22 protein-coding genes and 1 tRNA gene are annotated in these 26,627 nt (G+C 55.4%); 12 read left to right on the top strand and 11 right to left on the bottom strand.

Annotation, left to right across the window (positions count from 1 at the left end; translation table 11 throughout):
* Positions 1–45 precede the first annotated feature (45 nt).
* From ACR3E2_RS03865 to ACR3E2_RS03835, 7 genes are all read left to right on the top strand, one after another.
* A complete protein-coding gene (locus ACR3E2_RS03865) occupies positions 46–1,209 on the top strand; it encodes an OmpP1/FadL family transporter (RefSeq protein ID WP_480481189.1) in 1,164 nt (387 codons plus the stop codon).
* A gap of 99 nt (positions 1,210–1,308) precedes the next feature.
* Positions 1,309–2,205: a DMT family transporter gene (locus ACR3E2_RS03860; RefSeq protein WP_480481191.1), complete on the top strand. Its 897-nt coding sequence runs from the start codon at positions 1,309–1,311 to the stop codon at positions 2,203–2,205.
* A 46-nt stretch (positions 2,206–2,251) separates the two neighbouring features.
* Complete coding sequence (locus tag ACR3E2_RS03855; RefSeq protein ID WP_480472449.1) at positions 2,252–3,124, top strand: ATPase; 873 nt, start codon at positions 2,252–2,254, stop codon at positions 3,122–3,124.
* 36 nt (positions 3,125–3,160) lie between these two features.
* Positions 3,161–4,078, top strand: a complete 918-nt coding sequence (gene metA / locus ACR3E2_RS03850; protein ID WP_480481193.1) for a homoserine O-acetyltransferase MetA — start codon at positions 3,161–3,163, stop codon at positions 4,076–4,078.
* Positions 4,068–5,021, top strand: coding sequence for an alpha/beta fold hydrolase (locus ACR3E2_RS03845; protein ID WP_480481195.1), 954 nt, complete (start codon positions 4,068–4,070; stop codon positions 5,019–5,021). Before metA ends, ACR3E2_RS03845 begins: the two co-directional genes overlap by 11 nt.
* Before the next feature lie 49 nt (positions 5,022–5,070).
* Positions 5,071–5,940, top strand: coding sequence for a polyphosphate kinase 2 (gene ppk2, locus ACR3E2_RS03840; RefSeq protein ID WP_480481197.1), 870 nt, complete (start codon positions 5,071–5,073; stop codon positions 5,938–5,940).
* 113 nt (positions 5,941–6,053) lie between these two features.
* Positions 6,054–6,668: a TetR/AcrR family transcriptional regulator gene (locus tag ACR3E2_RS03835; protein WP_480476721.1), complete on the top strand. Its 615-nt coding sequence runs from the start codon at positions 6,054–6,056 to the stop codon at positions 6,666–6,668.
* A 6-nt stretch (positions 6,669–6,674) separates the two neighbouring features.
* Here ACR3E2_RS03835 and ACR3E2_RS03830 read toward each other — a convergent pair whose 3' ends face one another.
* The 11 genes from ACR3E2_RS03830 to pyrH form a co-directional block, all read right to left on the bottom strand.
* Entirely contained in the window at positions 6,675–7,733 is a 1,059-nt protein-coding gene (locus ACR3E2_RS03830; protein ID WP_480472441.1) for an adenylate/guanylate cyclase domain-containing protein, read from the bottom strand.
* Entirely contained in the window at positions 7,730–8,110 is a 381-nt protein-coding gene (locus tag ACR3E2_RS03825) for a group I truncated hemoglobin (protein ID WP_480492691.1), read from the bottom strand. The genes ACR3E2_RS03830 and ACR3E2_RS03825 overlap by 4 nt, the downstream gene beginning before the upstream one ends.
* Positions 8,111–8,334: 224 nt before the next feature.
* Positions 8,335–8,424: transfer RNA gene (locus tag ACR3E2_RS03820), tRNA-Ser, on the bottom strand.
* Between the two features lie 143 nt (positions 8,425–8,567).
* The gene (locus ACR3E2_RS03815; protein WP_480481201.1) at positions 8,568–10,994 is read right to left on the bottom strand and encodes a DUF3772 domain-containing protein; all 2,427 of its coding nucleotides are present in this window, start codon (positions 10,992–10,994) and stop codon (positions 8,568–8,570) included.
* Positions 10,994–12,028 carry a cysteine synthase A gene (locus tag ACR3E2_RS03810; protein ID WP_480481203.1) on the bottom strand — a complete coding sequence of 345 codons (1,035 nt, stop codon included), beginning with the start codon at positions 12,026–12,028 and terminating at the stop codon, positions 10,994–10,996. Before ACR3E2_RS03810 ends, ACR3E2_RS03815 begins: the two co-directional genes overlap by 1 nt.
* 68 nt (positions 12,029–12,096) lie before the next feature.
* The gene (locus tag ACR3E2_RS03805) at positions 12,097–13,203 is read right to left on the bottom strand and encodes an NUDIX domain-containing protein (protein ID WP_480492810.1); all 1,107 of its coding nucleotides are present in this window, start codon (positions 13,201–13,203) and stop codon (positions 12,097–12,099) included.
* A gap of 36 nt (positions 13,204–13,239) precedes the next feature.
* Entirely contained in the window at positions 13,240–13,680 is a 441-nt protein-coding gene (locus ACR3E2_RS03800; protein ID WP_480481207.1) for a TrgA family protein, read from the bottom strand.
* Between the two features lie 11 nt (positions 13,681–13,691).
* Positions 13,692–14,903, bottom strand: coding sequence for a class I SAM-dependent methyltransferase (locus ACR3E2_RS03795; protein ID WP_480481209.1), 1,212 nt, complete (start codon positions 14,901–14,903; stop codon positions 13,692–13,694).
* A gap of 69 nt (positions 14,904–14,972) precedes the next feature.
* A complete protein-coding gene (locus ACR3E2_RS03790; protein WP_480481211.1) occupies positions 14,973–16,397 on the bottom strand; it encodes a cryptochrome/photolyase family protein in 1,425 nt (474 codons plus the stop codon).
* A 48-nt stretch (positions 16,398–16,445) separates the two neighbouring features.
* Positions 16,446–17,672: an aminotransferase class V-fold PLP-dependent enzyme gene (locus ACR3E2_RS03785; protein ID WP_480481213.1), complete on the bottom strand. Its 1,227-nt coding sequence runs from the start codon at positions 17,670–17,672 to the stop codon at positions 16,446–16,448.
* 262 nt (positions 17,673–17,934) lie between these two features.
* Entirely contained in the window at positions 17,935–18,687 is a 753-nt protein-coding gene (gene pyrH, locus ACR3E2_RS03780; protein WP_209504110.1) for a UMP kinase, read from the bottom strand.
* 97 nt (positions 18,688–18,784) lie between these two features.
* Between pyrH and miaA the strand changes: the two genes are divergently transcribed.
* From miaA to ACR3E2_RS03755, 5 genes are all read left to right on the top strand, one after another.
* Positions 18,785–19,678, top strand: a complete 894-nt coding sequence (miaA, locus tag ACR3E2_RS03775) for a tRNA (adenosine(37)-N6)-dimethylallyltransferase MiaA (protein ID WP_480481215.1) — start codon at positions 18,785–18,787, stop codon at positions 19,676–19,678.
* A 353-nt stretch (positions 19,679–20,031) separates the two neighbouring features.
* Positions 20,032–21,702, top strand: a complete 1,671-nt coding sequence (locus ACR3E2_RS03770; protein WP_480481217.1) for an ABC transporter substrate-binding protein — start codon at positions 20,032–20,034, stop codon at positions 21,700–21,702.
* Between the two features lie 123 nt (positions 21,703–21,825).
* A complete protein-coding gene (locus tag ACR3E2_RS03765) occupies positions 21,826–22,872 on the top strand; it encodes an ABC transporter permease (RefSeq protein WP_209504113.1) in 1,047 nt (348 codons plus the stop codon).
* Between the two features lie 13 nt (positions 22,873–22,885).
* The gene (locus ACR3E2_RS03760; protein ID WP_480481219.1) at positions 22,886–24,349 is read left to right on the top strand and encodes an ABC transporter permease; all 1,464 of its coding nucleotides are present in this window, start codon (positions 22,886–22,888) and stop codon (positions 24,347–24,349) included.
* Positions 24,350–24,441: 92 nt separating this feature from the next.
* The gene (locus ACR3E2_RS03755; RefSeq protein WP_267363907.1) at positions 24,442–26,529 is read left to right on the top strand and encodes an ABC transporter ATP-binding protein; all 2,088 of its coding nucleotides are present in this window, start codon (positions 24,442–24,444) and stop codon (positions 26,527–26,529) included.
* The last annotated feature ends 98 nt before the right edge of the window (positions 26,530–26,627 follow it).

Below are 26,627 nucleotides of genomic sequence, written 5' to 3'. Positions count from 1 at the left end.
CAATTCTTCGCCAGGCAAATACTCGAAAAAGTTCGGGAGGACAGAATGAAAACAACACTACTCGCAACGTGCGCTTTGTGCGTTGGAGCAACGGCTGGTTTTGCAGGCGGCCTGGACCGCAGCGGTCAGGGTATCAACCTGATCTTTGAAGAAGGCTCTGCAGTTCAGTTTCGGTTGGGGTATACCGACCCAAGCGTGACCGGTACGATGCCAGACGTTTTTGGCACAAATGGTGGCCAACCCGTTGATTCAGGTGAAGTTGCGAACGACTTTTTTACACCGCACTTGGGGTACAAAACGGCGCTTACAGAAAAGCTTGATTTCGCCATCATGTATGATCAGCCCTTCGGTGCCGATATTCAGTACGCGAGCACGTATCCCTTGTCTATCAACCCAATTCCCGGCGGTCGAACCGACAGCCTGAGGGCGACAGCGGATACAGATGCCATCACAGCGCTGCTGCGCTACAAATTCGATGGCGGGTTCAGTGCGATCGGTGGTATTCGCGCGCAGCGCGTCAAGGCCTCGATAACTGTTCCCATTACCGCAGGCTATCAGGTGGATACCAGCGCTGATACCGCATTTGGGTATGTTGTTGGTGTCGCCTGGGAAAAACCCGAAATCGCAGCACGTGTATCGCTGACTTATAACTCCAAGATCAGCCACGACCTTTCGCAGACAGAATCGCTCAATCCGCCTCCTATCCCACCAATTCCGCCGGGGACTGTGGCAACGTTCAACACCACAAGTGAGATTGAAACACCGCAGTCAATCAACTTGGATTTCCAGACCGGTGTGGCGCCCAAGACATTGTTGTTTGGCTCGATCCGTTGGGTCGACTGGCCACAGCTTGTGTATAACCCGCCAAACTATCCGCCGACCACGAACCTGGTTGACTATGACGAAGCCACCTTCACCTACTCTCTGGGTTTGGGCTATCAGTTCTCGGAAGAGTTTTCTGGTGCTGTGACACTGGGCTACGAATCTTCCCAAGGTACGCCGGTGTCGAACCTCGGCCCGACAGATGGGTTCTGGAGCATCGGTCTGGGTGGCACCTATTCTCTTGAGAATGCCAAAATTTCCGGTGGTGTACGTTACACGGATATCGGAGATGCCACCGCGAATGGCGCCGGTCCGGCGGCACGTGGTACATTCACAGGCAACAGCGCCTGGAGCGTTGGTTTCCAGATCACATACGCTCTGAACTGATCTGAGTATCATATGTTCCTACAAAGCCTCGCAGTTTCTGCGGGGCTTTTTCGCATGAACCGGGTCGCCGTTGGTTAACTTCAATGAAACAGTGCCCGTATGGATGCACAAAAACACCTCTCTCTTCGCGCCTGGGCCGAGCTTTTGTTGCTTGGACTGATCTGGGGCGCCTCCTTTGTTTCCATCCGGGTCGCTCTGGACACGCTTCCCGTGATGACGTCGGTTTTGCATCGCACATTCTGGGCCATGCTTGTCTTGTGGCTGGTGACTTGGATCAAGGGGATCAAGGTGCCGCGCTCGCCCGGTATCTGGGGCGCTTTTTTGGTCATGGGGCTATTGAACAACGTCATCCCCTTTAGCCTGATGGCTTGGGGGCAGCTGTACATTGACACGGGTCTGACGGCGATCCTGAACGCGGCGACTGCGATCTTCGGCGTTCTGATTGCAGCACTGTTATTTCGCGACGAACGATTGACAAAGACCCGGCTACTGGGTGTCTGCTTGGGCTTTCTTGGTGTCTCAATCGCGATCGGAGTGCAGAATTTCTTGAATTTCAGCCTGCAAAGCACCGCTCAGATTGCAGTGTTGACCGGAACAGTTTCCTACGCATGTGCCGCGGCTTGGGCGAGGCAAACGTTATCGCACCTTTCCCCAGTGATTGCCGCCGCCGGTATGCTGACGGCTTCGACAGTGCTGGTATTACCAATAACACTAGCAGTTGATGGAATACCCAGCTTGGCGTTACCCGCGATAACCTGGGCGGCCATCGGGTATTATGCGATAGTCGCAACGGCCGGCGCATATCTGCTTTACTATCGGGTTTTGGCAATGGCCGGCAGTGGCAATCTGATGCTGGTGACGCTTGTCATACCCCCGGTCGCTATTGTTCTGGGCGCATTGCTGCGCGAAGAGTCCCTGTCCCCAAACGCCTTTCTGGGCTTTGCCGTTCTGGCGATTGGCCTTTTGGTTCTGAATCGTTCGTCCCGGCCCAATTGACGCCGTGCGCTGCCCGATTTAGCTAGGGCAAAAAGGACAGCGCAAAATGATCTACACCTCAGCCAATGACTGGCGCACCGCAAGCCGCAAGAAAGTGCTGTTCTTTGGCATGTCAGGATTAGGCAAGACCTACGTATCCAACATCCTCAGAGATTCCGGGAACTGGTTCCACTACTCGATCGATTACCGGATCGGAACGCGCTATATGGGCGAGTACATCACCGACAATGCCAAGGCCGAGGCCATGAAAGTTCCGTTCTTGCGTGAACTGCTGTTGTCGGATTCGATCTATATCGGTTCGAATATTTCATTCGCCAATCTGACACCTGTTGCTGCTTATCTGGGCAAGCCGGGAAACCCCGATCTGGGCGGCTTGGACATGCCGGAATACCGCCGCAGGCAGGAACAGTTTCGCTTGGCCGAAATTCATGCGCTGCTGGACACCGAATACTTCATCGACCGCGCCGAGCGTCTGTACAAATATCCTCACTTTATCTGCGATACGGGCGGATCCATCTGCGAGTGGGTGGATCCCAAAGACCCAAGGGATCAGGTTTTGTCCGAACTCGCGCGGCACACCCTCATGATCTGGCTGAAGGGTGACGAGGGTCATACGGCCGATCTTGTGCGCCGTTTCGACAAGGCCCCAAAACCCATGTCCTATCAGGCCGATTTCCTGACCCGTTCCTGGACAGAGTATCTGGATCAACACGGCTGTGCAGAGACCGAGGTCAACCCCGATGATTTTGTCCGCTGGACCTATGCACAAGCCCTGGCCCATCGTCAGCCCCGGTACGAGGCGATGGCAAAGAACTGGGGCGTGACGATTGATGCCAATGACATCGGCAAGATCCGCGATGCGGCCGATTTCGATGAGTTGATCGAACGTACCCTTGAGGCCAGACGCAATAACGCCTAACTACCAGTTTTCCCTAATCTCTTCGAAGTCAGACACATGCCCATCAAAATCCCCTCAGATCTGCCCGCTTTCGACGTCCTGAACAAAGAGGGCGTTATGGTCATGTCCGAGGATCAGGCAATGCGTCAGGATATTCGCCCCCTGCGCATCGGGTTGCTGAATCTGATGCCGAAGAAGATTCAGACGGAAAACCAGTTTGCGCGCCTGATCGGCGCAACCCCGTTGCAGATCGAACTGTCTTTGATCCGTATGACGGAACACCAGACAAAAACCACCGCCGCCGAGCATATGTCCGAGTTCTATCAGCCTTTTCAGGAGGTCAAGGACCATAAATTTGATGGCCTGATCATTACTGGCGCGCCAATCGAGCATCTGGAATTTGGTGACGTCACCTATTGGGATGAAATCAGCGAAATCTTTGACTGGACTCAGACAAACGTACATTCAACCTTTGGAGTTTGTTGGGGCGGGATGGCGATGATCAACCATTTTCATGGTGTCCGAAAACACATGCTGGATGCCAAGGCCTTTGGCTGTTTCCGTCACCGCAACCTGAACCCTGCATCACCTTTTTTGCGTGGGTTCTCAGACGATTGCGTTATCCCAGTCAGCCGCTGGACGGAAATGAAACAAGATGAGATCGACGCCGCGCAGGGTTTGACGACCCTGCTGGGCAGCGACGATGTAGGCCCTTGTCTGGTCGAGGATCCCAGCCACCGCGCGCTGTATATCTTCAACCATTTTGAATATGACAGCGACACGCTGAAACAGGAGTATGATCGCGACGTCGCCAATGACACGCCCATCAACGTGCCGATCAACTACTATCCGGATGATGACCCATCCAAGACACCTCAAAACCGTTGGCGCAGCCACGCGCATCTTCTTTACGGAAACTGGATAAACGAAATCTATCAGACGACGCCTTTTGATATGAGCGAAATTGGCCGCTAAAACATTGATATCCTTTGGCCTCATCATTCTGGGCCTTGCCGTTGTGACTGCGTGGCGCAGCGCCCGGAACGAAGCACAGGCAGAAGCGGCTTTCCCACCCGAAGGCCAGATTCTTGATGTCGACGGGATCGCCGTTCATGCGGTTATCATGGGGAATGGGCCGGATGTTGTCCTTCTTCACGGCTCAAGCGGCAACACCCGCGACATGACCTTTGCGCTGGCACCCATTCTGGCGGAAAACTACCGCGTCATCGTTTTTGACCGGCCCGGCCTGGGGTTTTCAGAAAGTTTCAACCCAGACGGTGAAACGATCACGGAGCAAGCGGATATCCTGCAAAAAGCTGCTGCCCAACTTGGGGCGGAAAAGCCAATCGTTGCGGGCCAAAGCTATGGCGGTTCAGTGGCACTTGCATGGGCGGTCACAAGGCCCGAGGATCTCTCGGCGCTTGTTCTGATCGCACCTGCTGCCATTCCGTGGGAAACGCCGCTGGATGGGTTTAACCAATTGGCATCTACCACGGTCGGCAACGCGCTCGCCCTGCCCCTGATCTCTTCCTTCGTGCCCGATTGGTACGTGACACGGGCATTGGACACTGTATTTGCGCCCCAATCGGCCCCCGCTGGATATGCTGAACATTTTGGGCCCGGCCTGACCATTCGGCGCAGTTCCATGCATGCAAATGCCAAGCAACGGGCCAACCTATTGGATGAGATAACCCAATTGCAGCCGCGATACGGTGAGATTTCAGTGCCAACCGAAATCGTTCACGGCACCGCCGATGACACTGTCGGCCTTGAATGGCATTCGCAACGTCTGATCCAGCAAATCCCGCAGGCCGAACTGGTCGCGTTACCGGGGATCGGTCACATGCCGCAGGTTGTCGCAGCGCCCGAAGTTGCTGCCGCAATTGATCGTGCAGCGCAGCGTGCAGGTTTGCGTTAATCCAAGCTCTAATCCATAGTCGGATATGGGTTTTATCGCGAGGTGACATATGGCTCGGACCGAAAAAGGTTCTATCGAGAAGTATTTTCAGGATAGCGCGCCCAAAGCTATGCGGGATGAGATCGAGAATTCGAAGAAAGGCGATATCCTGAACCCGACCTACCCATATAGCGAGAAGATGAAACCCAAGGACTATGAAGAGCAGATGGAACTGCTCCAGATCGAGCTGGTCAAAATGCAGTCTTGGGTCAAGGACACGGCGCAACGGATCGCCATCATCTTCGAAGGCCGCGATGCTGCCGGTAAGGGCGGAACGATCAAACGGTTTCGCGAAAACCTGAACCCGCGCGGCGCGCGCAATGTGGCGCTCAGCAAACCCTCGGAAACTGAACGCAGTCAATGGTACTTTCAGCGCTACATCCCGCACCTGCCTGCAGCCGGCGAGATCGTGTTCTTTGACCGCAGCTGGTACAATCGCGGCGTGGTCGAAAACGTCTTTGGTTTCTGCACCCGGGAAGAGCGCGAGCGGTTCTTTCGTCAGGTTCTGCCGCTTGAAACGGGTCTGGTCAATGATGGCATCAAACTCTTCAAGTTCTGGCTCAATGTCGGGCGCGCTGAGCAACTAAACCGTTTTCTGGCCCGTGAAACCGACCCGTTAAAGCAATGGAAACTCAGCCCGATTGACGTGGCAGGGTTGGACAAGTGGGATGAATACACACAGTCGATTTCGGAAACTCTTACCCGGTCACATTCAGACATATCTCCTTGGACAATAGTCCGGTCCGACGACAAGAAACGCGCCCGTCTTGCAGCAATTCAAACGGTCCTGCACACGCTGGACTATGATGAGAAGGACGCAAAATGCATTGGTGGCATTGATCCCCTGATCTGCGGTGGTCCGGATGTCTGGGAAGCGTAGATTGCGTTTTCGCCCTGCCCGGCCAAGGCTTTCAAGGGCAAGTGTTGGACGACCGGGTGTATTTGGTCTATCCCCTTGTCTTCCAATACCTAATCGAAGAACCTGAGGCCGGGATGTCGAAACGCGGTTATCATCACGGAAACCTAAAGCAAGCTCTGATCGAGGCAGCCTTGTCCTTGATCGAAGAAAAGGGGCCGACAGGTTTTACGCTATCTGAAGCCGCCAAAACCGCTGGCGTAACACCAGCCGCAGTCTATCGCCATTTTGAAGGGCGCGAAGACCTTATCGCCGAAGCCGCACGGCAGGGATTCGAGATGTTCGCGGACCTGATGCAATACGCTTATGACACAGGCCAACCCTCTGCCCTGTCCGCCTTCGAGGCAACCGGGCGGGCCTATCTGGCTTTTGCCCGGAAGAACCCCGGCCACTACATCGCCATGTTTGAAAGCGGAATTTCGTTGAATCGCACCCCAGAATTATCCATGGCCGCCAATCGGGCCAAATCGGTTCTCGAGAAAGCAGCCGCTGACTTGTCGCAACATATTCCACCAGAAAAGCGCCCGCCCGCGTCGATGTTCAGCGCGCACATCTGGGCGATGAGCCATGGCGTGGTCGAATTATACGCGCGCAATACCGGGGCGACGTCTCCCTTCCCCCCGGAAGACCTGCTGGAAAGCGGCATTGGTATCTATCTGCGAGGGCTGGGTCTGATCCCTCAGGATGACTGACACCTTTCAAAAAGTTCGACTGCTTTGCGGTAAGCTCAGCCCGGACGTTACGTTGATAAGATTCATCTCGCCCATTCCCTTTATGTCGACACGTCCCAGGTCCGAGACCTGAAACTCGTCAATCAGGGCGTATTTCATCTCTTCCGGCGCAACGATTTTCATAGGATTGGCGAATATTTGCAGTCGGGACGCGATATTTACCGCCGGACCGAAAACGTCGTAGACGTATTTCTGAATGCCCACGACAGACCCGACTGCGGCCCCCATGCCCAAACCGATCCGGGCCTGCCATTTGTGCGGATGGCTTTCGTTACGGCGTTCGAGATAACGCAGGAAACGTACCGCGCAATGAGCCACTGCAGTCGCGTGATCGGGTGTCGGGTCAGGCATGCCTGAGACCGCAAGATATGCGTCACCTATTGTTTTGATCCTTTCACACCCGAATTGTTCAACGATCCTGTCAAACGCCGTGAAAATGTCGTTCAACTCACTCAGGGTCACTGTCGGGTCGGTCTTGGCCGCGAAATCGGTGAAACCCACAAAGTCCAGCATGACCACAGACACCTGCTTGTAGAGCTGCGGAGTGACGACACCGAAGGTTTTGAACTCTTCATAAACAGCCCGTGGCATCAGGTTCAGAAGCAGGCGTTCAACCCGTTCTTTTTCGCGTTCCAGTTCTCGTGTGTTGCGTTCTACCATGGTGGAATAGCTGTCGATCATGCTTTCCAGCTCGCGAATGCGCGTGATGTTCTGGCATTCGACAATCAGAACCTGCTCGGACAATCCGCTTGCCAACGAAACTGCGACCGCAAAGATCAAGGTCCGCCGCTTTGGTTTGATCTGCAACTCAACCGAATATCTCAGGCCCGATTGCTTGACGTCTTCCAGTTCTTTGGGATCAAGGGCAGGCAGAATGTCCGTAAGAGTACTGCCGTTCTCGGGGGTTCCAAACCACTCTGCGAAAGGTCCGTTATGAAACACGAACTGAAGATCCGAGGCGCGCACCACGGCAATGCCGACACCGATGGCGCGTAACAGCTGTTCGTTTATCGCATGAATGCTCATGCCGCGTTTCGGGCGACGATAATTGAACGCTTCCCTTCAATTGCAGCCAGCGCGGTTTTGATATCCTGATCGGACATACCATGCACGCTCAGCGCTTCGCCAAACAGCTCAGCCATCACATCAAATTCGTCGTGTGAAATACCCAGATGCCTGTGAACGGCTTCGATCCTGTCATCACTGAATGACGCCGGTCCGCCAATCAGGGACGATACGAATTTCGTCTGATGATCAATCAGCCGAGGCATGTCGATATCTTCAAAATAATGGCCGATATCATCCGAATCCAACGCCATTTCATAGAAGGTCATCACGACACGGCTGATTGTTTTGAAGCCACCGTATTTATCATAAAGCGTTTGCGCCACACGAAAACCCAAGAGTTACCGAACAAAAACACTGTAATTCTATATCAAATGGACATTTTTGTTAATGTTTATGGTATTTTTTTCGTTTTCCGGCTTAACGCGCGTTCATTTTAGGAAAAGCAAAAGTGTCCGGGATTTAAAATCCTGCGCTTTCGAAGACCCGGCGTGGTACACGAAACCAAGTTGTACACAGCCAAGACGCCGGGGCTGGTTTGGGTTTCTGTCTAAGGGGGTAATGGCGGAGAGACAGGGATTCGAACCCTGGAGACGGTTCCCCGCCTACACACTTTCCAGGCGTGCGCCTTCGACCACTCGGCCACCTCTCCGTGCCGGCGATGTTTGGACCAATGTCATGAGATTTGCAAGGCCCCAAATCGGTGAAATCACCGGAAAGGATCAATTAAATCCGGTAGTCTACCCAGAGCGTCAAGCGACCAGAAACGCGACCTTTCAGCTGTCGGACTGGTCGTCAGATTTCATCGCCCGCGTCAGGGTCCAGATCAGATTCTGTCAGTTCAACTGGCTTTCCTGCCGTTGAATCGGTTGTGTTCTGTTTGGGCGCAAGGCCTGCCTCTTTAACCTTGTTCGAGGTCTGCAAAGCTTCGGGATTGCGCAACCAGATATCACGCTGTGCAAACGGCACCTCGATACCCGCTTCCAGAAAGCGCCGATTGATCTCGTGGTTCATGTCGGATTTGACGGATAAAACCCAGTTCACATCCCGTAGGATCGCTCTGATCTCGAAATCCAACGCATCCGCTCCAAATCCCTGAAACACTACACTGGGCGCCGGGTTGGCCAGAACCATCGGGTGGTTGTTTGCGACCTCGCCCAGAATGGTCTCGACCAGCCGTGTATCTGTTCCGTAGGCGACACCGACCGGTACAATCACCCTACCGATGGTATTGCCACGTGTGTAGTTGGTGACGACGCCGCTGATCAGGTCCGAGTTTGGAATGATCACATCCGTTCTGTCGAACGTCTCGATCCGGGTCGATCGGACGGAGATGTCACGCACGTAGCCCATCATCCCGTTCACATCTATCCAGTCACCCTTGGAGATCGGCCGTTCGACCAGAAGGATGATGCCGGACACGAAATTAGACACAATCGTTTGCAGGCCAAAGCCAATACCGACAGACAGTGCACCAGCGACAATTGCCAGCGACGACAGATCAAACCCCGCGACCATGATCGCTGCCAACGCAGCCAGAAAGATCCCGATATACCCAGAGCCAGCGACAATCGCATTCTGCCCGCCCGGATCGATGCTGGTTTTGGGCAACAGCGAGTTGCGCAACCCGCTTTGCAACAACCGTGTCAGCGTATATCCGATTGCGAAAACAGCGATAAATGTCAGGAAATTGCTGGGCGAGATCATGACACCGCCGATGTCAAAGCCAAGCAGCAGACGTGACCACACCTCAAGCAGGTCCGTTTCGCGCGCGCCCCAGTATATCGCCAGAACAGGCAGCGCGACGATGGCGAGTGCAAAGCCCACCAGGACCGAAAAAAGAGAGTCGCGCGCAGCGTCGCCCTGCCCTGTGATCCATCCGTATATCTGACTGACGAACCGTTGGAAAATCGCCAGAGCGGCAATCAGAACCAGCGTTTTTACCGCCGGAAACACGATCGCTTCGGCCGCATTGGTATAGCCGGCCAGTGCCAGTACGGGTGTTGCGATCCCCAGCAGGAACATGGCCTTGCGCAGGAATTCCAACAACTGGCTGAATCCGGCGGCCCGGGTAGACGCCGTCTGGTCCAGCAGGCGGTCGTTCGTTCTGATCTGCCGCACGCGGAGCAAAAGCAATGCCGTTCCAACAATCACGGGAAAGCTGATCACCGCACGAGTCGCATCCGAGACGTTTTCGATCTGCTGAAACAGAAGCGCCAGTTCGTGCAGGATCAACATCAAAGCCAACAGATCAATGTATATCCGCAATTCGGTAATCCGAGCAGCAGACAGGCGCTTGAATCCTTGTGAAGCGCCAATCACGTAAATCTGTCGGCCAATCCAGTCGTAGAAGAAGGCAATTGCCGCCCAGTAGGGGATTTTTTCCAGCAACAAACTGCCTCGCAGACCCGGAATACCCGAAAGACTGATTGCGGCGATGGCGGCAACGACACCGATCCATGGCAACAGAATCCGCAACAGAGAAATGATGAAGGACCAAACACCAGTGCCCGCTCCGCCCAGCAACCTCAGATAGTCGCCGCCCCGTTCGGACCAACGTTTGCCGAAGATCAGTAAAACCGCGGCCAGGATCACCAGAAACAAGATTCCCAAGCCACGATCACGGATACGTTCTTTCACTACGTCCGAACGCAGGTTGGTAATTGTTTCATTTGTCAGGCTCTGAAGCGCCTCTTTTACGTCTTGCCAAGCAGGTCCCCAATATACGGGGTTGATCGGTGACGGCCCGCGCTCAAAGAATTGTTTTGTCTGCCGCGTCCGGATGATCCGATCGATTTCACTGATCAATCCATTTGCGCGGGTATAAGCTTCTTCGGAAATGATGCGCGGCACCCGCAAACTGTTGAGCTGCTCATTAAGATGAGTTCGCAATTTAGCGATGTCTTCAGGTTCGGCCGCGTCCCCTTCGGGTTTTGGACCAAGCGCCTTGATCTGGCTTTCCAGCGTTGCGATACGGTCTGTGTTGGCGCTGCGTGCCTTGTTAAAGTCCTCTCGGTAACCGTTTATTTCAGAACGTAAATTCTCAAACGCAGCGTTTGACGCACGGTTCGCTTCAATCACGGACTCGGCACGGTCAGCCGTTTTTATCCAGCCCCGGTAATACTCACTTTGCCTGTCGGTCAGCTGCGCGACAGCACCGCCTGCGAGCCCGACAAGACACAGGAATACCAGTGTCAGAAACAGGCGAACCTGCCTCGGCATCACACGTCCTCGAAAACGCCGGGAATGCTGCGCGGTGCTTCAGTCATCCAATCCGGCACCGGCAATTCTTTCTCGCGCAGGAAATCCGGGTTGAACAGCTTGGACTGATACCGCGTGCCATAGTCGCAAAGGACAGTCACAATCGTGTGGCCCGGCCCCATTTCTTTGGCCAGACGCACGGCGCCCGCCATGTTGATCGCGGTTGACCCGCCCATGACCAGCCCCTCGTCACGGAGCAGGTCAAAGATATAGGGCAACGCCTCGGTGTCAGTGATCTGATAGGAATGATCCGGCGTGAACCCTTCCAGGTTCTTTGTTATCCGAACCTGTCCGATACCTTCGGCAATCGATCCGCCCTCCATCGCGATTTCACCGGTGGTGTAGTAGGAGTAGAGACCCGCACCCATAGGATCGGCCAGACCGATTTTCACACCCTTGGGCTGCAACGCTTCGGCAACCCCGGCCAACGTACCGCCCGACCCGACAGCACAGATAAACCCGTCGACCTTACCGTCTGTTTGTTCCCAGATTTCGGGTCCAGTGGTTTCAACATGGGCCTGACGGTTCGCCACGTTGTCAAACTGGTTGGCCCAGATTGCCCCATTGGGTTCCGTCTGCGCCAATTCCTCGGCCAAACGCCGGGAATAATGCACGAAATTGTTGGGATTGCGATAAGGTGCAGCCGGAACTTGAACCAGTTGTGCACCGGCCAGCCGCAGCATGTCTTTCTTTTCTTCCGACTGGGTTTCCGGGATCACAATCACGGTCTTGAACCCCATTGACGCCCCCACCAGCGCCAGACCAATACCGGTATTGCCGGCGGTGCCTTCCACAATGGTGCCACCGGGCTTCAAATCGCCCCGCGCAATGGCATCACGGATAATATAGAGTGCAGCACGGTCCTTGACGGATTGACCGGGGTTCATGAATTCGGCTTTGCCGAGAATTTCGCAACCAGTTTCTTCACTGATGCGGCGCAGCCGGATCAGCGGTGTTTTTCCTACTGCGTCAGCAAGATCTCGTGCAATGCGCATGATGGCCCCTTGTCGTTTTGTACCATCGAAGATTTACAGCCGCACCGCCGCGACCACAAGCGGGATAGTCACCCGCGCAATCTGTCCCGGTGGCGGGCCAGCCAATAAGCCAGAGACACCAATTGTAGATCCTTGAAAACATGGCGATCCGTCATGTCTATGAATTCGTCGAACGGCAGGATTTGACTGCGGATGTCTTCACCTTCTGTGTCCAGGCCACCGGTGATTGTGGTGTGCGTCAACTCACCCAGACCAACATAAAGATACATGAACCCGGTGGAAGATCCGCTCGAGGTGTAGGCACCGCCAGCATATTCCAGCCTGTCAAAACGAATACCCGCCTCCTCCATCGCCTCTCGATGCGCGGCCTGTTCGGGTGTCTCGCCCGGATCAATCATCCCGGCCACCGCTTCCCAAAGCCAGGGTTCCGGATCGTTGTTCAGGAAAACCGGCGGTCTGAACTGTTCCACGATCAAAACGGTATCACGGACCGGATCATAGGGCAGAACGCCGACCGCACTGCCCTGCAACAAGCTTCCACGGCGCAGCACCGGACCCATGCTGCCGTCATGCCGCCGGTGTTGCAGATCGATTTCCTCCATCCCGAAATAATCGAGATACACCCGGTCATGGCGATGCACGATCACGTCATTTGCAATGTCCCGCGGATCACCGGTTCGCCGCTGCCCGGCCATAATCTTCGACCAGGCACGCGTTTGAGTGGCGCGAATACTGCGGGCCATGACCCGGGGGGCGACCTTCCCGAAATAGGCCATCTCCTCCTCAGCCGCGAGCGTTGTGAGTTCGCCCAATCTGTCCGCCCAGTTCTGAAGCGACCACAAATCACCCGGTCTCCAGGCATCGGGTGCCGGAAAAAAGACCTGCGCTTCGGCCTCGGTCCCGTCTTCTAATTCGACTTTCAAAGGCTTCAGATCATAGTCGAAAGACCCTTCGTAATAATCCAGCCTGGCCAGATCCTCAGGCGACAAGTCCTGCACGAGCAACCCTTCGGCACTGGCGCCTTCCGTTTCCAGGATCATCGGGAAATCCTGCCCCTGGACAGAATGGACAGCATGACCTCGAAGTCGGGCGGGCCGTGCTTTGCTTTCGCTCAGAGGATGACCAAGAACGCGTTCCAACAACGGCAAGTGCCGCAGCGTTCCATAAAAAAACAAATCAGACAAATTCGATCTCTCTTGTAAGGAAACGGATCAGCGCCACGAACGGTTGGCCTGTTCTGTGGCCAGCCCCGAGACAACGGCACCAATCAGGAATGCAATCAGGATTTCCGGATAAATCAGCAGCTTACCGTACTCAATCCCGATTTTGAAAATGGCCAGTATGGCCTCGAACGGGCCACCGTAACGATTGCGCATGGCAAGCCGGAACATTTCATAACAGCCCTGCACGAACAGCGCCCAGAAAATCAGCGAGGCGACACCAGTCAGCCCATTGTTGATCCCAGAGATCCAGCCGCGCCCTGCACGCTTGCCCATGATGCCCCACCCGCAAACCGCGCCAAGGCCCATGTTAACCAGGGTAAAGTACCCATAATCCTTACCTTCTTCGCCGTTCTCGATAATCATGCCAGAGACAATGAATGCCAGCACGATGAGGCAAACGGCGGCTACAAGACGCGAGGCAGTGGGCATGTTTCGGTCCGTCAGTTAACTTGCTTTGCTACGGTGATCTGTGTCACATCGCAATTGCGCGTGTCAAAGGCTGCGCCACACGCTGTCAAATAATAATTCCACATGCGGCGAAAACGCTCATCAAAGCCCAGGTCTGCGATCTGTTCCCATTTTGCATTGAACGTTTCATACCACCGCCGCAGCGTCAGGTCGTAACTTTTGCCGAATTCTTTCGACTTCACCACATTCAGACCGGCCTGATTGATCTGCTGCCGCAGGATCGAAGGTGAAGGAAGCATTCCACCCGGAAAGATGTATTTCTGAATGAAATCAACACCATTCTTGTAATAATCCCAGCGGTGGTCACCTACGGTTATGATTTGCAAGGTCGCTTGCGCCCCTGGCTTCAGCCTCTCACGAACGGTTTCAAAATAAACCGGCCAGTATTTTTGACCGACCGCCTCGAACATCTCGATAGAGGCGATGCCATCATATTGCCCACGCTCGTCTCGATAGTCTTGCAGCTTGAATGTCACCTGATCAGAAAGTCCTGCTTTTTCAATACGTTCATTGGCAAACTTGAACTGCTCCTCACTAATCGTAAGGCCGGTTACATGCAAACCCCGCTCTTTCGCGGCATATTCGGCAAAACCGCCCCAACCGCATCCGATTTCCAGAATGTGGTCACCGGGTTTGGCCCCCATTTCATCGACAAGGCTGGCATATTTGGCAGTTTGCGCCTTCTCAAGACTTTCTTGCCCGGTCTCAAAAATGGCGCTGGAATAAGTCATCGTGTCATCCAGCCACAAACCGTAGAAGTCATTGCCCAGATCATAGTGGTACGAGATATTCTTTTTCGCCTGCGTCCGGTTATTGCGATGAAGCCAAAACCGCAGCCGTTCATAGGCCTGGACAAGGAACTTTCCAGTAAACCCGTCATAGACGGTTTCGGACCCCAGATGGACAAGATCCATGAATGAGCGCAGATCAGGCGTGCTCCAATGTCCTTCAAGGTAGGCATCAGAAAACCCCAGTTCGCCTTCGCGGATCAGACGGGCAAAAACATCTCCGTCGTGGATATCGATCTGAGCAACAGGCCCTGCCTTTGGCCCCTCTGCGCGAAAGATGCGGCCATCGGGCAATGTTATGTCTAGTCGCCCCGACTCCATTCGGGCCAGCATCTTGAAGACCTGGGCGAAATACCTGGGCAGGTCCGACTGCCCCTCTATCGTCGTCAGCACCATCCGCTCTCCCCTCTGCGGCACGGGTATCAGGCTAGGCCGCGATTTTGTTTCTGGCAAGTTTTCAGTTCCTTAGTGGGATTTTCGGCTTTCATACGCACGCAAGGCGCGGTTTCGTCCATCCGCCAGTTTCACGACAGGTTCGGGATAATCCGCCTGCGGACACAGGTTCCATGACCCGGGAACCGCAGCGAAATAGGAAAGTGCAACGTCACTGGGTTTCGTCTGGCCTTCGGCGATCCAGCGCCGCAGGTAAGACCCCTGCGGATCAAACTTTTCGGCCTGCGTTTCGGGGTTGAATATACGAAAGAAGGGCGACGCATCGGGGCCTGATCCCGCAACCCACTGCCAGCCCATGGCGTTACAGGCTGGGTCCCAGTCAATCAGGCAATCCTCGAACCAGTTCATCCCGATTTTCCAGTGTGTCATCAGATGTTTGGTCAGGTAACTGGCAACAATCATCCGGGCCCGGTTATGCATACGGCCTGTCACATACATCTGCCGCAGGCCAGCATCGACGACAGGAATTCCGGTTCGGGCCTGCCTCCAGGCGGCAACTTCAGGGTGGTCCGGATCGATATTCCACGGGAAATCATCCCATTCCGCTTTCCAGTTATCAGTCAGCAGATGCGGTGAGTGATACATCAGGTGATAGGCAAACTCACGCCAGACCAACTGCCGCAGAAATGCCTCGGCGCCGGGGGTTCCCGTCATCGCAGCCTGTTGAACCCTGTGCCAGACCGTGCGTGGCCCGATCTCGCCCAATGAAAGGTATTCTGACAGGTTTGATGTTCCGTCCAGATCCAACCGGTCACGGTCATTGGAATAACGGGGGACCTGGTCGAGAAAGTGCTCAAGTCGATCGCGGGCGGCCTTCTCTCCGGGTTGGACATAGGGGCGCACGATTGCAGCGCCTCGGTACATGTCCGCACCCATATGCCAGGTACTCAGTTTATCACTGGAAGGCCAGGTTGCAGGCCCCGCCAAGCGTGACACCAACGCATCCGGCGCTGGCACGTCCCGCCGCTGAACCGCGCGCCACATAGGAGTGTAGACACGAAACGGCTGGCCCTGCTTTGTTGCGACCGTCCAGGGCTCAAAAAGCAAATGACCAGGAAAGGACTTTGCGCTTACACCCAGTTCGGTCAGCGCCGTTTTGATCTGTGTATCGCGTCTGATCGACGCTGGATCATAGGCCCGCGACCAATAGACAGCCTTTGCGCCCGTCTCTTTGACAAGTGTCCGCAATTGCTCAAGCGCATCGCCACGCCGCAGGATCAGACGGCTACCAAGCCTCGTCAGAGCGTCGCAAAAGACCTCCAGACCCAACCCCAACCGCCATTTTGGGGCCGCGCCAAGGTGTTGCACAAGAAGGTCATGAACAAAGACTGGTATGATCGGACGGCCGCTTGCAACAGCAGCAGTCAATGCCGGATGGTCCGACAGGCGCAGATCCCGTCGGTACCATAAGATGATCGGAGACCGCTCGTTTTCCATATCCACCCTGAGGTTTTCTTCGTTCTACGAAGCCCCAAGCTGAGTGGATCACAAAACGTGTTCAAGCGCCTCCAAAAGCTGATCAATCTCCTGCTGCGAGGTATAATGTGTAAAGCTGACCCGCAAAACGCCCTGTGCCAGATCCACGCCCATCGCTTGCAATGGGCGCACAGCATAAAAGTCGCCTCCCCCCGCCATAACACCGTATTGCGCCAGTTCTGCTGCAACTGACTCAGCGGGACGGTTCAGCGACAGCGCTACCGTCGGCGCACGCCGGGTGGCATCTGAAGTGCCGATCAGACGTACCGCGTTGCGGTCCTTTACCGCATCCAGAACCGGTTGAAGTAAGGACACCTCATGCGCGCGCATCAGGTCATGGGCAAAGGCACCCTGCTCTGCTGCACCGGCGTCAGGCCCACCGTGATGCGTGCACAGGAGCTCGACGTAATCGGCCATACCTGCACTTGCCGCAATCTGAGCATGATCCGGGCCTGCCGGGGTAAAGCGCTTGTAAAGAACGTCGGCGTTGAAGTAGTGCGCTTGGTTGGGCAGCAACTCTCCCAGTGTTCGGCGAATGACCATGCAGCCTTGATGCGGGCCAAAAGTTTTATAGGCTGAAAACAGATAGATATCCGGCCCCAAATCGCCAACATTCGGAAACCCATGCGGGGCGTAAGATACGCCGTCCACGCAGACAAATGCACCAGCCGCGTGGGCAATCGCAGTGATCTCGGTGACCGGGTTAATCTCTCCAACGACATTGGAACAATGCGGGAAACAGACCAGACGCACTTTTTCGTCCAGCATATTTTCCAGATCCTGCGGGTTCAGTGATCCGGTTTCAGGATCGATCTGCCACTCCCGCACTTCAATCCCTGCCTCGGCCAGACGACGCCATGGGCCCGAATTTGCCTCGTGATCCTGATTGGTCACGACAATCGCCTCGCCAGGTTTCATCCATTGCCTGAACGCCTGTGCCAAAACATAGGTATTCTGTGTCGTCGAAGGGCCAAAGCTCAGCTCATCGGTTTCAACACCCAGGATGGCGGCCATGCGCACGCGTGCCTCATCCATCTCGGCACCTGCAAGACGGCTGGCCTCATAAGGGGCGTAGGGCTGAACCTTTCGCTGCGTATAGAACCGCGTCAACCGGTCGATCACCGGCTTGCAGGTATATGACCCGCCCGCATTCTCAAAAAACGCCTGTCCTTTCAGGCTGGGTTCGGAAAAAGCCGGAAACTGTGCCCGAACGAAATTGATATCCAGAGAGCTCATGCCTCATTGCTCCTTAGTTGTGCTGTCATATCAACAAGATGCCCGCTCATGTTTCCGGACATCTCAGAAATCATGGCAGGTCTTCCAGCCCAGCCTGTGCTTGCGCCATGAGCTGACGAAACACCGGGCAGCCCTTCACTTCGGAAGGACAACGCTACTTAGACAGCACCATCCGCGACCGTCAAGCTGAAGCAAAAGAAAAAGCCCGGCGGGGTTGCCGGGGCTGAATTTCTAACACTCTGGGGCAGGTCTCGTTCGGGCCTCAACCCTGAACTTTGGTATATGTCCCCTCGCCTGCAAGAATACCACGGAAACCTCCGGGCTCATCCAGACCAAAGACGATCAGAGGCAGGTTGTTGTCACGCGCCAGCGCGATGGCTGACGCATCCATGACCCGCAACCGCTTGGCTAGAACGTCGTCATAGGTGACCGTGTCATAACGCACCGCGTCGGCATGTTGTTTGGGATCCTTGTCGTAGACGCCGTCGACACCGTTCTTGCCCATGAAAATCGCCTCACACGCCATTTCATTGGCGCGCAAGGTCGCCGCGGTGTCGGTGGTGAAATACGGGTTGCCGGTGCCGGCCGCAAAGATGCAAACCCTTTTCTTTTCAAGGTGTCGTACGGCGCGGCGGCGGATATACGGCTCGCACACTTCATCCATGCGAATGGCCGAAATGACCCTGGTGAACACCCCAATCTCTTCCAGGGCAGATTGCATACCCAGTGCGTTCATCACCGTGGCCAACATCCCCATATAGTCTGCTGTCGTCCGCTCCATACCCTGAGCAGATCCACTCAGGCCCCGGAAAATGTTTCCGCCACCGATAACCATGCAGATCTCAACGCCCAGATCGTGAACCGATTTCACCTCTTGCGCGATGCGTTGAACTGTCGGCGGGTGCAGGCCAAAGCCCTGATCCCCCATCAATGCCTCTCCTGAAATTTTCAACATGACACGTTTGTATGTGGTTTTCGGGGTTTCGGCAGTTTCAGAAGACGGGGAAAGGCTCATGTTGCGCTCCGGGCTGGCACGGGGTTAATTTCCGGCGCAAAATGAAGCAAAAGCTCCGCAGGTTCAATGCGGTTGGTGAGGATTGAGGCAACCGCATATGACCCGGCGATCAACAGACGCGATATTTCAGCAATTACCCCCTATTCCCGACGACAAACCTGTCCTGATTGCAGGGCCGACGGCATCCGGGAAATCAGCACTGGCGCTGGAGATCGCCGAACGGCATGGCGGGGTCGTCGTCAATGCAGACGCAAGTCAGGTCTATGACTGCTGGCGAGTGATCTCGGCCCGACCATCTGTCGAAGAAGAAACACGCGTGCCGCATCTGCTCTATGGTCACATCGCCTATGATCAGGACTATTCTGCCGGTCACTGGCTGCGAGAAGTGGTGCCACTGCTAACCGGGGGCCAGCGGCCAATCATTGTCGGCGGGACAGGATTGTATTTCTCGGCCCTGACCGAAGGCATGGCCGAAATTCCTGCGACCCCAGCGCAGGTGCGGGCCGAAGCAGACTTGCTGACCGTTGCCGAGCTGGTCGCCGGGGTCGACGAACAGACACTGTCTGGCCTGGATATGCAGAACCGCGCGCGCGTGCAGCGCGCTTGGGAAGTGCAGCGCGCCACTGGTCGCAGCCTGTTATCTTGGCAGGTCGATACGCCACCGCCAATTTTACGGCTGGATGATGCGGTTCCTATCGTTTTTGACGTCGACAAAACGTGGCTTCTGGATCGGATTGAACGCCGTTTTGATCAGATGCTGGAGCTGGGCGCAATCGACGAAGTACGCGCCATGCGGGATCGTTTCGACCCCGCTCTTCCCGCCTGCAAAGCCATTGGTGTGCCAGAGCTTATGGCCTATCTGGATGGAACACTGACTTTGGATCAGGCCCGTGAACGGGCCACAATCTCGACCCGGCAATTTGCCAAACGTCAACGCACGTGGTTTCGGGCAAGAATGAAAACATGGAATCACGTCGATTTCTCAAAGTGATATCTGGTGTTGTTCATTCCGCTGGATTTGATAGCGAAAGCAATTTGATCAACAGATAAAGAAGAAGTTTCTCGTCTTTTATCAGTAATTTGACATCGAAATTCCGCAAGAGGCTCCCCCTGCGGTGTGTCATATAGGTATATCCCTATCGAAATATCAACAATGCGGTAACGTCGTTTTTGTGCATTTTATGTCGATTCCGAACGTTGACGTTGAGTGATTTCTGGTGCCGAATGGCGGCATGGGGATGCACAGAGTCCAAAAACCGGAATCCTTCTTTCTTTCGACCGGACAAGCCCGCGTCGCTTAGAACAAGAACAAATCAACAAAATCAATGTCACAGGGAGACATTTATGACCAATACGGCAATCACCAACGACAAGGTGCACTGGGCGGCCGAGATGCACGCGCAGGAATACCGTGACGGCAAGCTTAGCCGCCGGGAATTTCTGGTCCGCGCGACGGCGCTGGGTGTCGCTGTACCGACGGCCTATGGTTTGATCGGTCTGCAATCGCCTGCGGCGGCACAAGAGCCGCAGCGCGGTGGTACCATCCGCTACCAGATGGAAGTGCGCGCGCTCAAAGATCCGCGAACCTATGACTGGACGCAAATTGCCACTTTCACAGCAGGCTGGCTGGAGTACCTAGTTGAATACAACAACGACGGCTCGTTCAAGCCAATGCTGCTGGAAAGCTGGGAAGCCAACGCCGACGCCACCGAATACACATTGAACGTTCGCAAGGGCGTAAAGTGGAACAATGGCGATGACTTCACAGCCGAAGACGTGGCCCGCAACATCGAAGGATGGTGTGACGCTGGTCTGGAAGGCAACTCGATGGCATCGCGTATGGCGTCGCTTATCGACGAAAGCACTCAGAAAGCTGCGGACGGCGCAATCACCGTTGTCGACTCCCATACTGTCAAACTGAAGTGCAACGCGCCTGACATCACGATCATCCCGGGCATGGCGGACTATCCCGCCGCAATCGTTCATAGCAGCTTCGATGCGAACGACATGCTTTCAAACCCGGTCGGCACAGGTTTCATGCTGCCTGACAGCCACGAAGTTGGCGTTAAAGGCGTGCTGGTGCGCAACGAAGGCTTCGACTGGTGGGGATATGAGGCCGGAAAAGGCGGCTATATCGACCGCATCGAGTTCATCGACTACGGCACTGACCCGGCTGCATTCCTTGCGGCTTATGAGGCCGAAGAGATCGACATGAACTGGGAATCTGTTGGCGAATTCGTCGACATCTTCGACGGAATTGGGCTTGTGCGCTCGGAAATCCCGTCGGGCTTCACCATCGTTATCCGCCCGAACCAGTTGGCCGAAGACGAAAACGGCAACAAGATCTACGGCGACAAGCGCGTTCGTCAGGCTTTGGCCATGGCGGTGGACAACGAAGTGTGCCTGGAGCTGGGCATGTCAGGCTACGGCATTCCGGCTGACAACTGCCATGTCGGGCCGATGCACCCCGAACATGACTCGGCCGTGACTCGCATCCCGTACGATCCTGCCGGGGCGAAAGCCCTGATGGATGAAGCGGGTATGGGTGACTTTGAGCACGAAGTTCAATCGATCGACGATGACTGGCGCCGTAACACTACGGCAGCGGTTGTAGCGCAACTGAACGACGCGGGTATCAAGGCCAAGCATACAGTTCTGCCGGGATCGACCTTCTGGAACGACTGGACGAAATACGCCTTCTCGTCGACGAACTGGAACCACCGCCCATTGGGTACGCAGGTTCTGGCGCTGGCCTACAAGTCAGGCGTTGCCTGGAATGAATCAGGTTTCGCCAATGCAGAGTTCGACGCCCTGCTGTCCGAAGCGAACTCGATCGCAGATGTCGACAAACGTCGTGAAGTGATGGCCAAACTGCAGGGGATCATGATCGACGAAGGTGTCACGATCCAGCCTTATTGGCGGACAGCGATGCGCCATCACCGCGACAATTTGGTGGGTGTCGAAAAGCATATCGCAGACCTGCCGCAGCTTTATAAGTTCGGCTTTACGTCCTGAGCCAAAACGCAAAAGGCCGCGCCACCCTGGCGCGGCCTCTTCGTCCTGAATGCGACGAACAAATAATAACAGCTAAGCGTGGCGTTCCATGAAACCCGCGCTAGCCGACCCACAGGGGCAAATATGGGACTTTTCATTCTAAGGCGCGTTGGCATCATGCTGTTGACGGCATTGTGTCTGACATTCCTGGTTTTCTTCTTGACCAACCTCTATCCGAATCTCGAGAAGCTGGCGAAAACGCAGGGCAACTTTCGGATGTCGGATGAACAGGTTGAGAGCTACCTGAGCAAAAATGGTTACCTCCAATCCACTCCGATAAAATACGGCGAATGGCTGGGTGTCCTACCATCTTATCGGTACACGAATGAAGACGGAACCGTTCAGGGAAGATGCATCCTGCCGGGCAAAACCGCCGAAGAATCTCCGAATTTTTGCGGAATCCTGCAAGGGTATTGGGGCTATTCGACTGTCTTCAAAGAAGAGGTTTCGACCGTTGTTGGCAACAGATTGGCTCTGACTGGCCGTCTGATGCTCTGGGTCATGCTGCTGATGGTTCCGTCTGCGTTGATCCTTGGTGTTTTGGCAGGAATGAAAGAAGGATCTGCCACCGACAGGACGCTGTCGACCTTCGCCATCACAACGACGGCGACACCGGAATACGTCTCGGGCGTGATCTTTATCGCCATCTTCACCTCTTCTGCAGTTGGATTGAAGTGGTTCAAGGGTACGGCCACGCAAGCGATGGAGAACCCGACCTTTGAAAACTTCTTCCTGCCGGTCCTGACCATTGCGCTTTATGGGATGGGCTATATTGCACGGATGACCCGCGCCTCGATGACCGAAGTGATGACGGCGCAATATATCCGCACCGCGCGCCTGAAGGGTGTTTCGTTCCCGAATATCGTCATGAAGCATGCGTTGCGTAACGCGCTGATCGCACCGTTCACCGTCATCATGCTGCAGTTCCCCTGGCTGCTGAATGGTGTAGTGATCGTCGAGACCCTGTTCAACTACAAGGGCTTCGGCTGGGCGCTGGTTCAGGCCGCGGGCAATAACGACATTCAGCTGTTGCTGGCGATTTCGGTCGTGTCGGTCTTTGTGGTGCTGGTGACCCAGCTGATTTCGGATATCGGCTATGTCTACCTCAACCCGCGCATCCGCATTTCTTAAGGAGGGTTAGATCATGGAACCACTTACCTGGACCGGCTCTATCGCCTTCCTGAACCCGCTTTTTGCCCTTGGCCTTGCGCTAATGCTCTTGTCAATTGCCGTCTGGATGCTGGCCAGCATCGTGCTGCCCGAAGACCAGATGACGGTGAACCCGGACGGTACGTTAAGCTCAAGCTCGGGCCTGCGAACACTGATACAACTTGCACTGCGCTACAGTTTCTTGGCCAGTGTCGGAATCGCACTCGCCTATATCGTACTGGGCGTACTAATGGGCACCAGCGCCGGGATTATTGGCGCCATGTCCCAGCAGTTTTTGCCCGTCTGGGTGTCGTTGATCATCCTTTATGCCATGTCGATCGCTTTCAAACGCAAGCTTGGCCTCTACGGCAAACTGTTTGACAGTCCCATCGGCATGATTGGCTTTGGCCTTGTGATGTTCTGGGTTTTCACCGGGGTATTCGGCGCGATGGATTTGATCGTCACGCATGACCCGCTGTCGCAGGTTTCGGGCATGAAGAACAAAGTGCCAGGTACGCCACTGTCCAATCTGGAGGACGGTCAATACGCCTGGTATCTGCTGGGTGGCGACAATCTGGCCCGCGATGTGTTCAGCCGCATGGTCAAAGGGGCATGGATTGTTGTTCAGATCGCCCCGCTTGCCACGATGTTTGCCTTCATGGTTGGCATCACGCTGGGTCTTCCGGCAGGCTATTATGGTGGTCGGCTGGATACTTTGCTGTCGTTCCTTGCGAACCTGATCCTGGCCTTCCCGGTGATCCTGCTGTTCTATCTGCTGGTCACGCCCGAGATCGTTGCGACCGGTGTACCGAACTATATGGCGGCCGTCTTGTTCGTATTCCCGATCATCTTCCTAGGTGTGCTGCTGAACTCACGCTACTATACCAGACCGAACTTCCGAACACCGCTGCTGATCGGAGTTTTGGGGGTAGCGGGTTGGTTCTACCTGTCTCTGATTTCGACCGGTGGCTACATCATCAATACCGACGCCTATCGTATCTGGGGGCTGCCGACCTATCTGGATCTGTTCGATATTCCAGGCGGTATTCTGGTGGTCTTTGTCTCGGTGGTCTTTGTGAATTCGCCGACCGTGTTCCGCATCGTGCGCGGACTGGCGCTGGACATCAAAACACGGGACTACGTGGCGGCAGCACAAACCCGTGGCGAAGGTCCGTGGTACATCATGTTGTGGGAAATCCTACCCAACGCGCGCGGCCCGCTGATCGTCGATTTCTGTCTGCGTATTGGCTATACCACCATCCTACTGGGAACCTTAGGTTTCTTTGGTCTGGGCCTGCCACCTGAAAGCCCTGACTGGGGTTCGACGATCAACGAGGGGCGCAAGCTTTTGTCGATCTACCTGCACCCTGCTCTGCCACCCGCGCTGGCCTTGTTGACGCTGGTTCTGGGTCTGAACCTGCTGGCCGACGGGTTGCGCGAAGAAAGTCTGAAAGACTGATGTGAAAGCGACCGGGGGCCAGCCCCCCGGACCCCCCGAGATATTTTTAGCCAGATGAAGAGGATCCCCTCGATCTGGCGAGGAGATACAAGATGAGCAAGATGGCGGATTATGACGGCCCGATCCTTGAGATCGACAAGCTGTCGATTTCCTTCTTTACCCGCCTGCGGGAAATTCCGGCCGTGATGGATTTCTCTGTCAGTGTGCAACCCGGTGAAGCTGTTGGTCTGGTCGGTGAATCCGGTTGCGGCAAATCCACGGTGGCGCTGGGTGTCATGCAGGACCTTGGCAAAAACGGTCGCATCGTTGGTGGTACGATCAAGTTCAAGGGTCGTGATCTGGCGGAAATGAGTTCAGACGAATTGCGCGACATACGCGGCAATGAGATCGCGATGATCTATCAGGAGCCGATGGCCTCACTGAACCCGGCAATGAAGATCGGTAAGCAGCTGATGGAAGTGCCCATGATTCACGAGGGCGTCAGCGCGGAAGAAGCGTATTCGCGCGCGCTGGAAGTTGTCACCGATGTGCGCTTGCCGGACCCCGAGCGAATGCTCAACTCGTTCCCGCACCAGCTGTCAGGCGGTCAACAGCAGCGCATCGTGATCGCGATGGCCTTGATGTCGAAACCGGCGCTGCTGATCCTTGACGAACCAACAACGGCACTTGACGTGACGGTTGAGGCTGCCGTGGTCGAGCTGGTGAAGGATCTGGGCAAGAAATACGGCACCTCGATGCTGTTCATTTCGCACAACCTCGGGCTGGTTCTGGAAACCTGTGACCGGCTTTGCGTGATGTATTCGGGTGAGGCGGTCGAGCGCGGCTCGATCAAGGATGTGTTTGACGAGATGCAGCATCCTTACACGCAGGCCCTGTTCCGGTCGATCCCGCTGCCGGGGGCCGACAAGAATTCGCGTCCGCTGGTGGCTATACCGGGGAACTTTCCCCTACCCCATGAGCGGCCCCCTGGTTGTAACTTCGGTCCGCGCTGCGACTATTTCGAAGAAGGTCGCTGTGACGCCAAGGACATCCTGATGGAGGCGGTGCCCGGAAATGACCGGCACCATACCCGTTGCCTTAAATTCAAAGAGATTGACTGGAACGCACCAATCACGGTGGGTGAACAGAAAGAGAAAGGTGAGATCGGCAGGGTCGTTCTGAAGATGGACAACCTCAAGAAATACTATGAGGTTGCAGCAAATGCCCTGTTCGGCGGTGGCGAAAAGAAGGTTGTGAAGGCAAACGAAACGCTCAGTTTCGAGGCGCATGAATCCGAGACATTGGCCATTGTGGGCGAATCCGGTTGCGGCAAGTCCACCTTTGCCAAAGTTCTCATGGGTCTTGAGACGGCCACGGACGGGCAGATTCTTCTGGACAACCGCAATATCGAACAGGTGCCCATAGAAGAGCGCGACGCAAAGACCGTTGGTGAAGTTCAGATGGTGTTTCAGAACCCGTTCGACACGCTGAACCCGTCGATGACCGTTGGGCGCCAGATCATCCGGGCATTGGAAATCTTCGGTGTTGGCAATTCCGAGGCCGAGCGCAAGAAGCGGATGCTGGAGCTGCTGGATCTGGTAAAACTGCCGCGCGCCTTTGCCGACAGAATGCCGCGTCAGCTGTCGGGTGGCCAGAAGCAGCGCGTAGGTATCGCGCGCGCCTTTGCCGGCGATGCGCGCATTGTGGTAGCCGACGAGCCCGTATCGGCACTGGACGTTTCGGTGCAAGCTGCGGTGACCGACCTGCTGATGGAAATTCAGCGCGAGCACAAAACCACGTTGCTGTTCATCAGCCATGACCTTTCCATCGTGCGATACCTCAGCGACCGAGTGATGGTGATGTATCTGGGCCACGTGGTCGAGCTGGGCACAACTGATCAGGTTTTTGCCCCCCCCTACCACCCTTATACCGAAGCGCTTCTGAGTGCTGTTCCCATCGCCGATACATCGGTCGAAAAGCAGCACATCGTACTGGAAGGTGATATTCCTTCAGCCATGAACCCGCCACCGGGATGCCCGTTCCAGACACGGTGTCGCTGGAAATCCGAAGTGCCTGACGGCCGCTGCGAGTCACATGTGCCACCGGTGCAGACATTGGCCGAGGGTCATCAGGTGAAGTGCCACTTGTCCGAAGAGGTGCTGGCACGGATGCAACCCGTGATCAAAGTCGCGGCCGAGTAGGTTTGCGGATCTTCACTGGAAAGGGCCGGTCGTTGACCGGCCCTTTCTGTGAGCGCCGCGTTTCACGAGGAAACTGGCGGCGCCTGTGAGTGGTGGTT

The organism is Ruegeria sp. AL7 (genome assembly GCF_056536105.1).
Note: the sequence above shows the minus strand (reverse complement) of the source record. Positions and strands in the feature narration are given on the sequence as shown.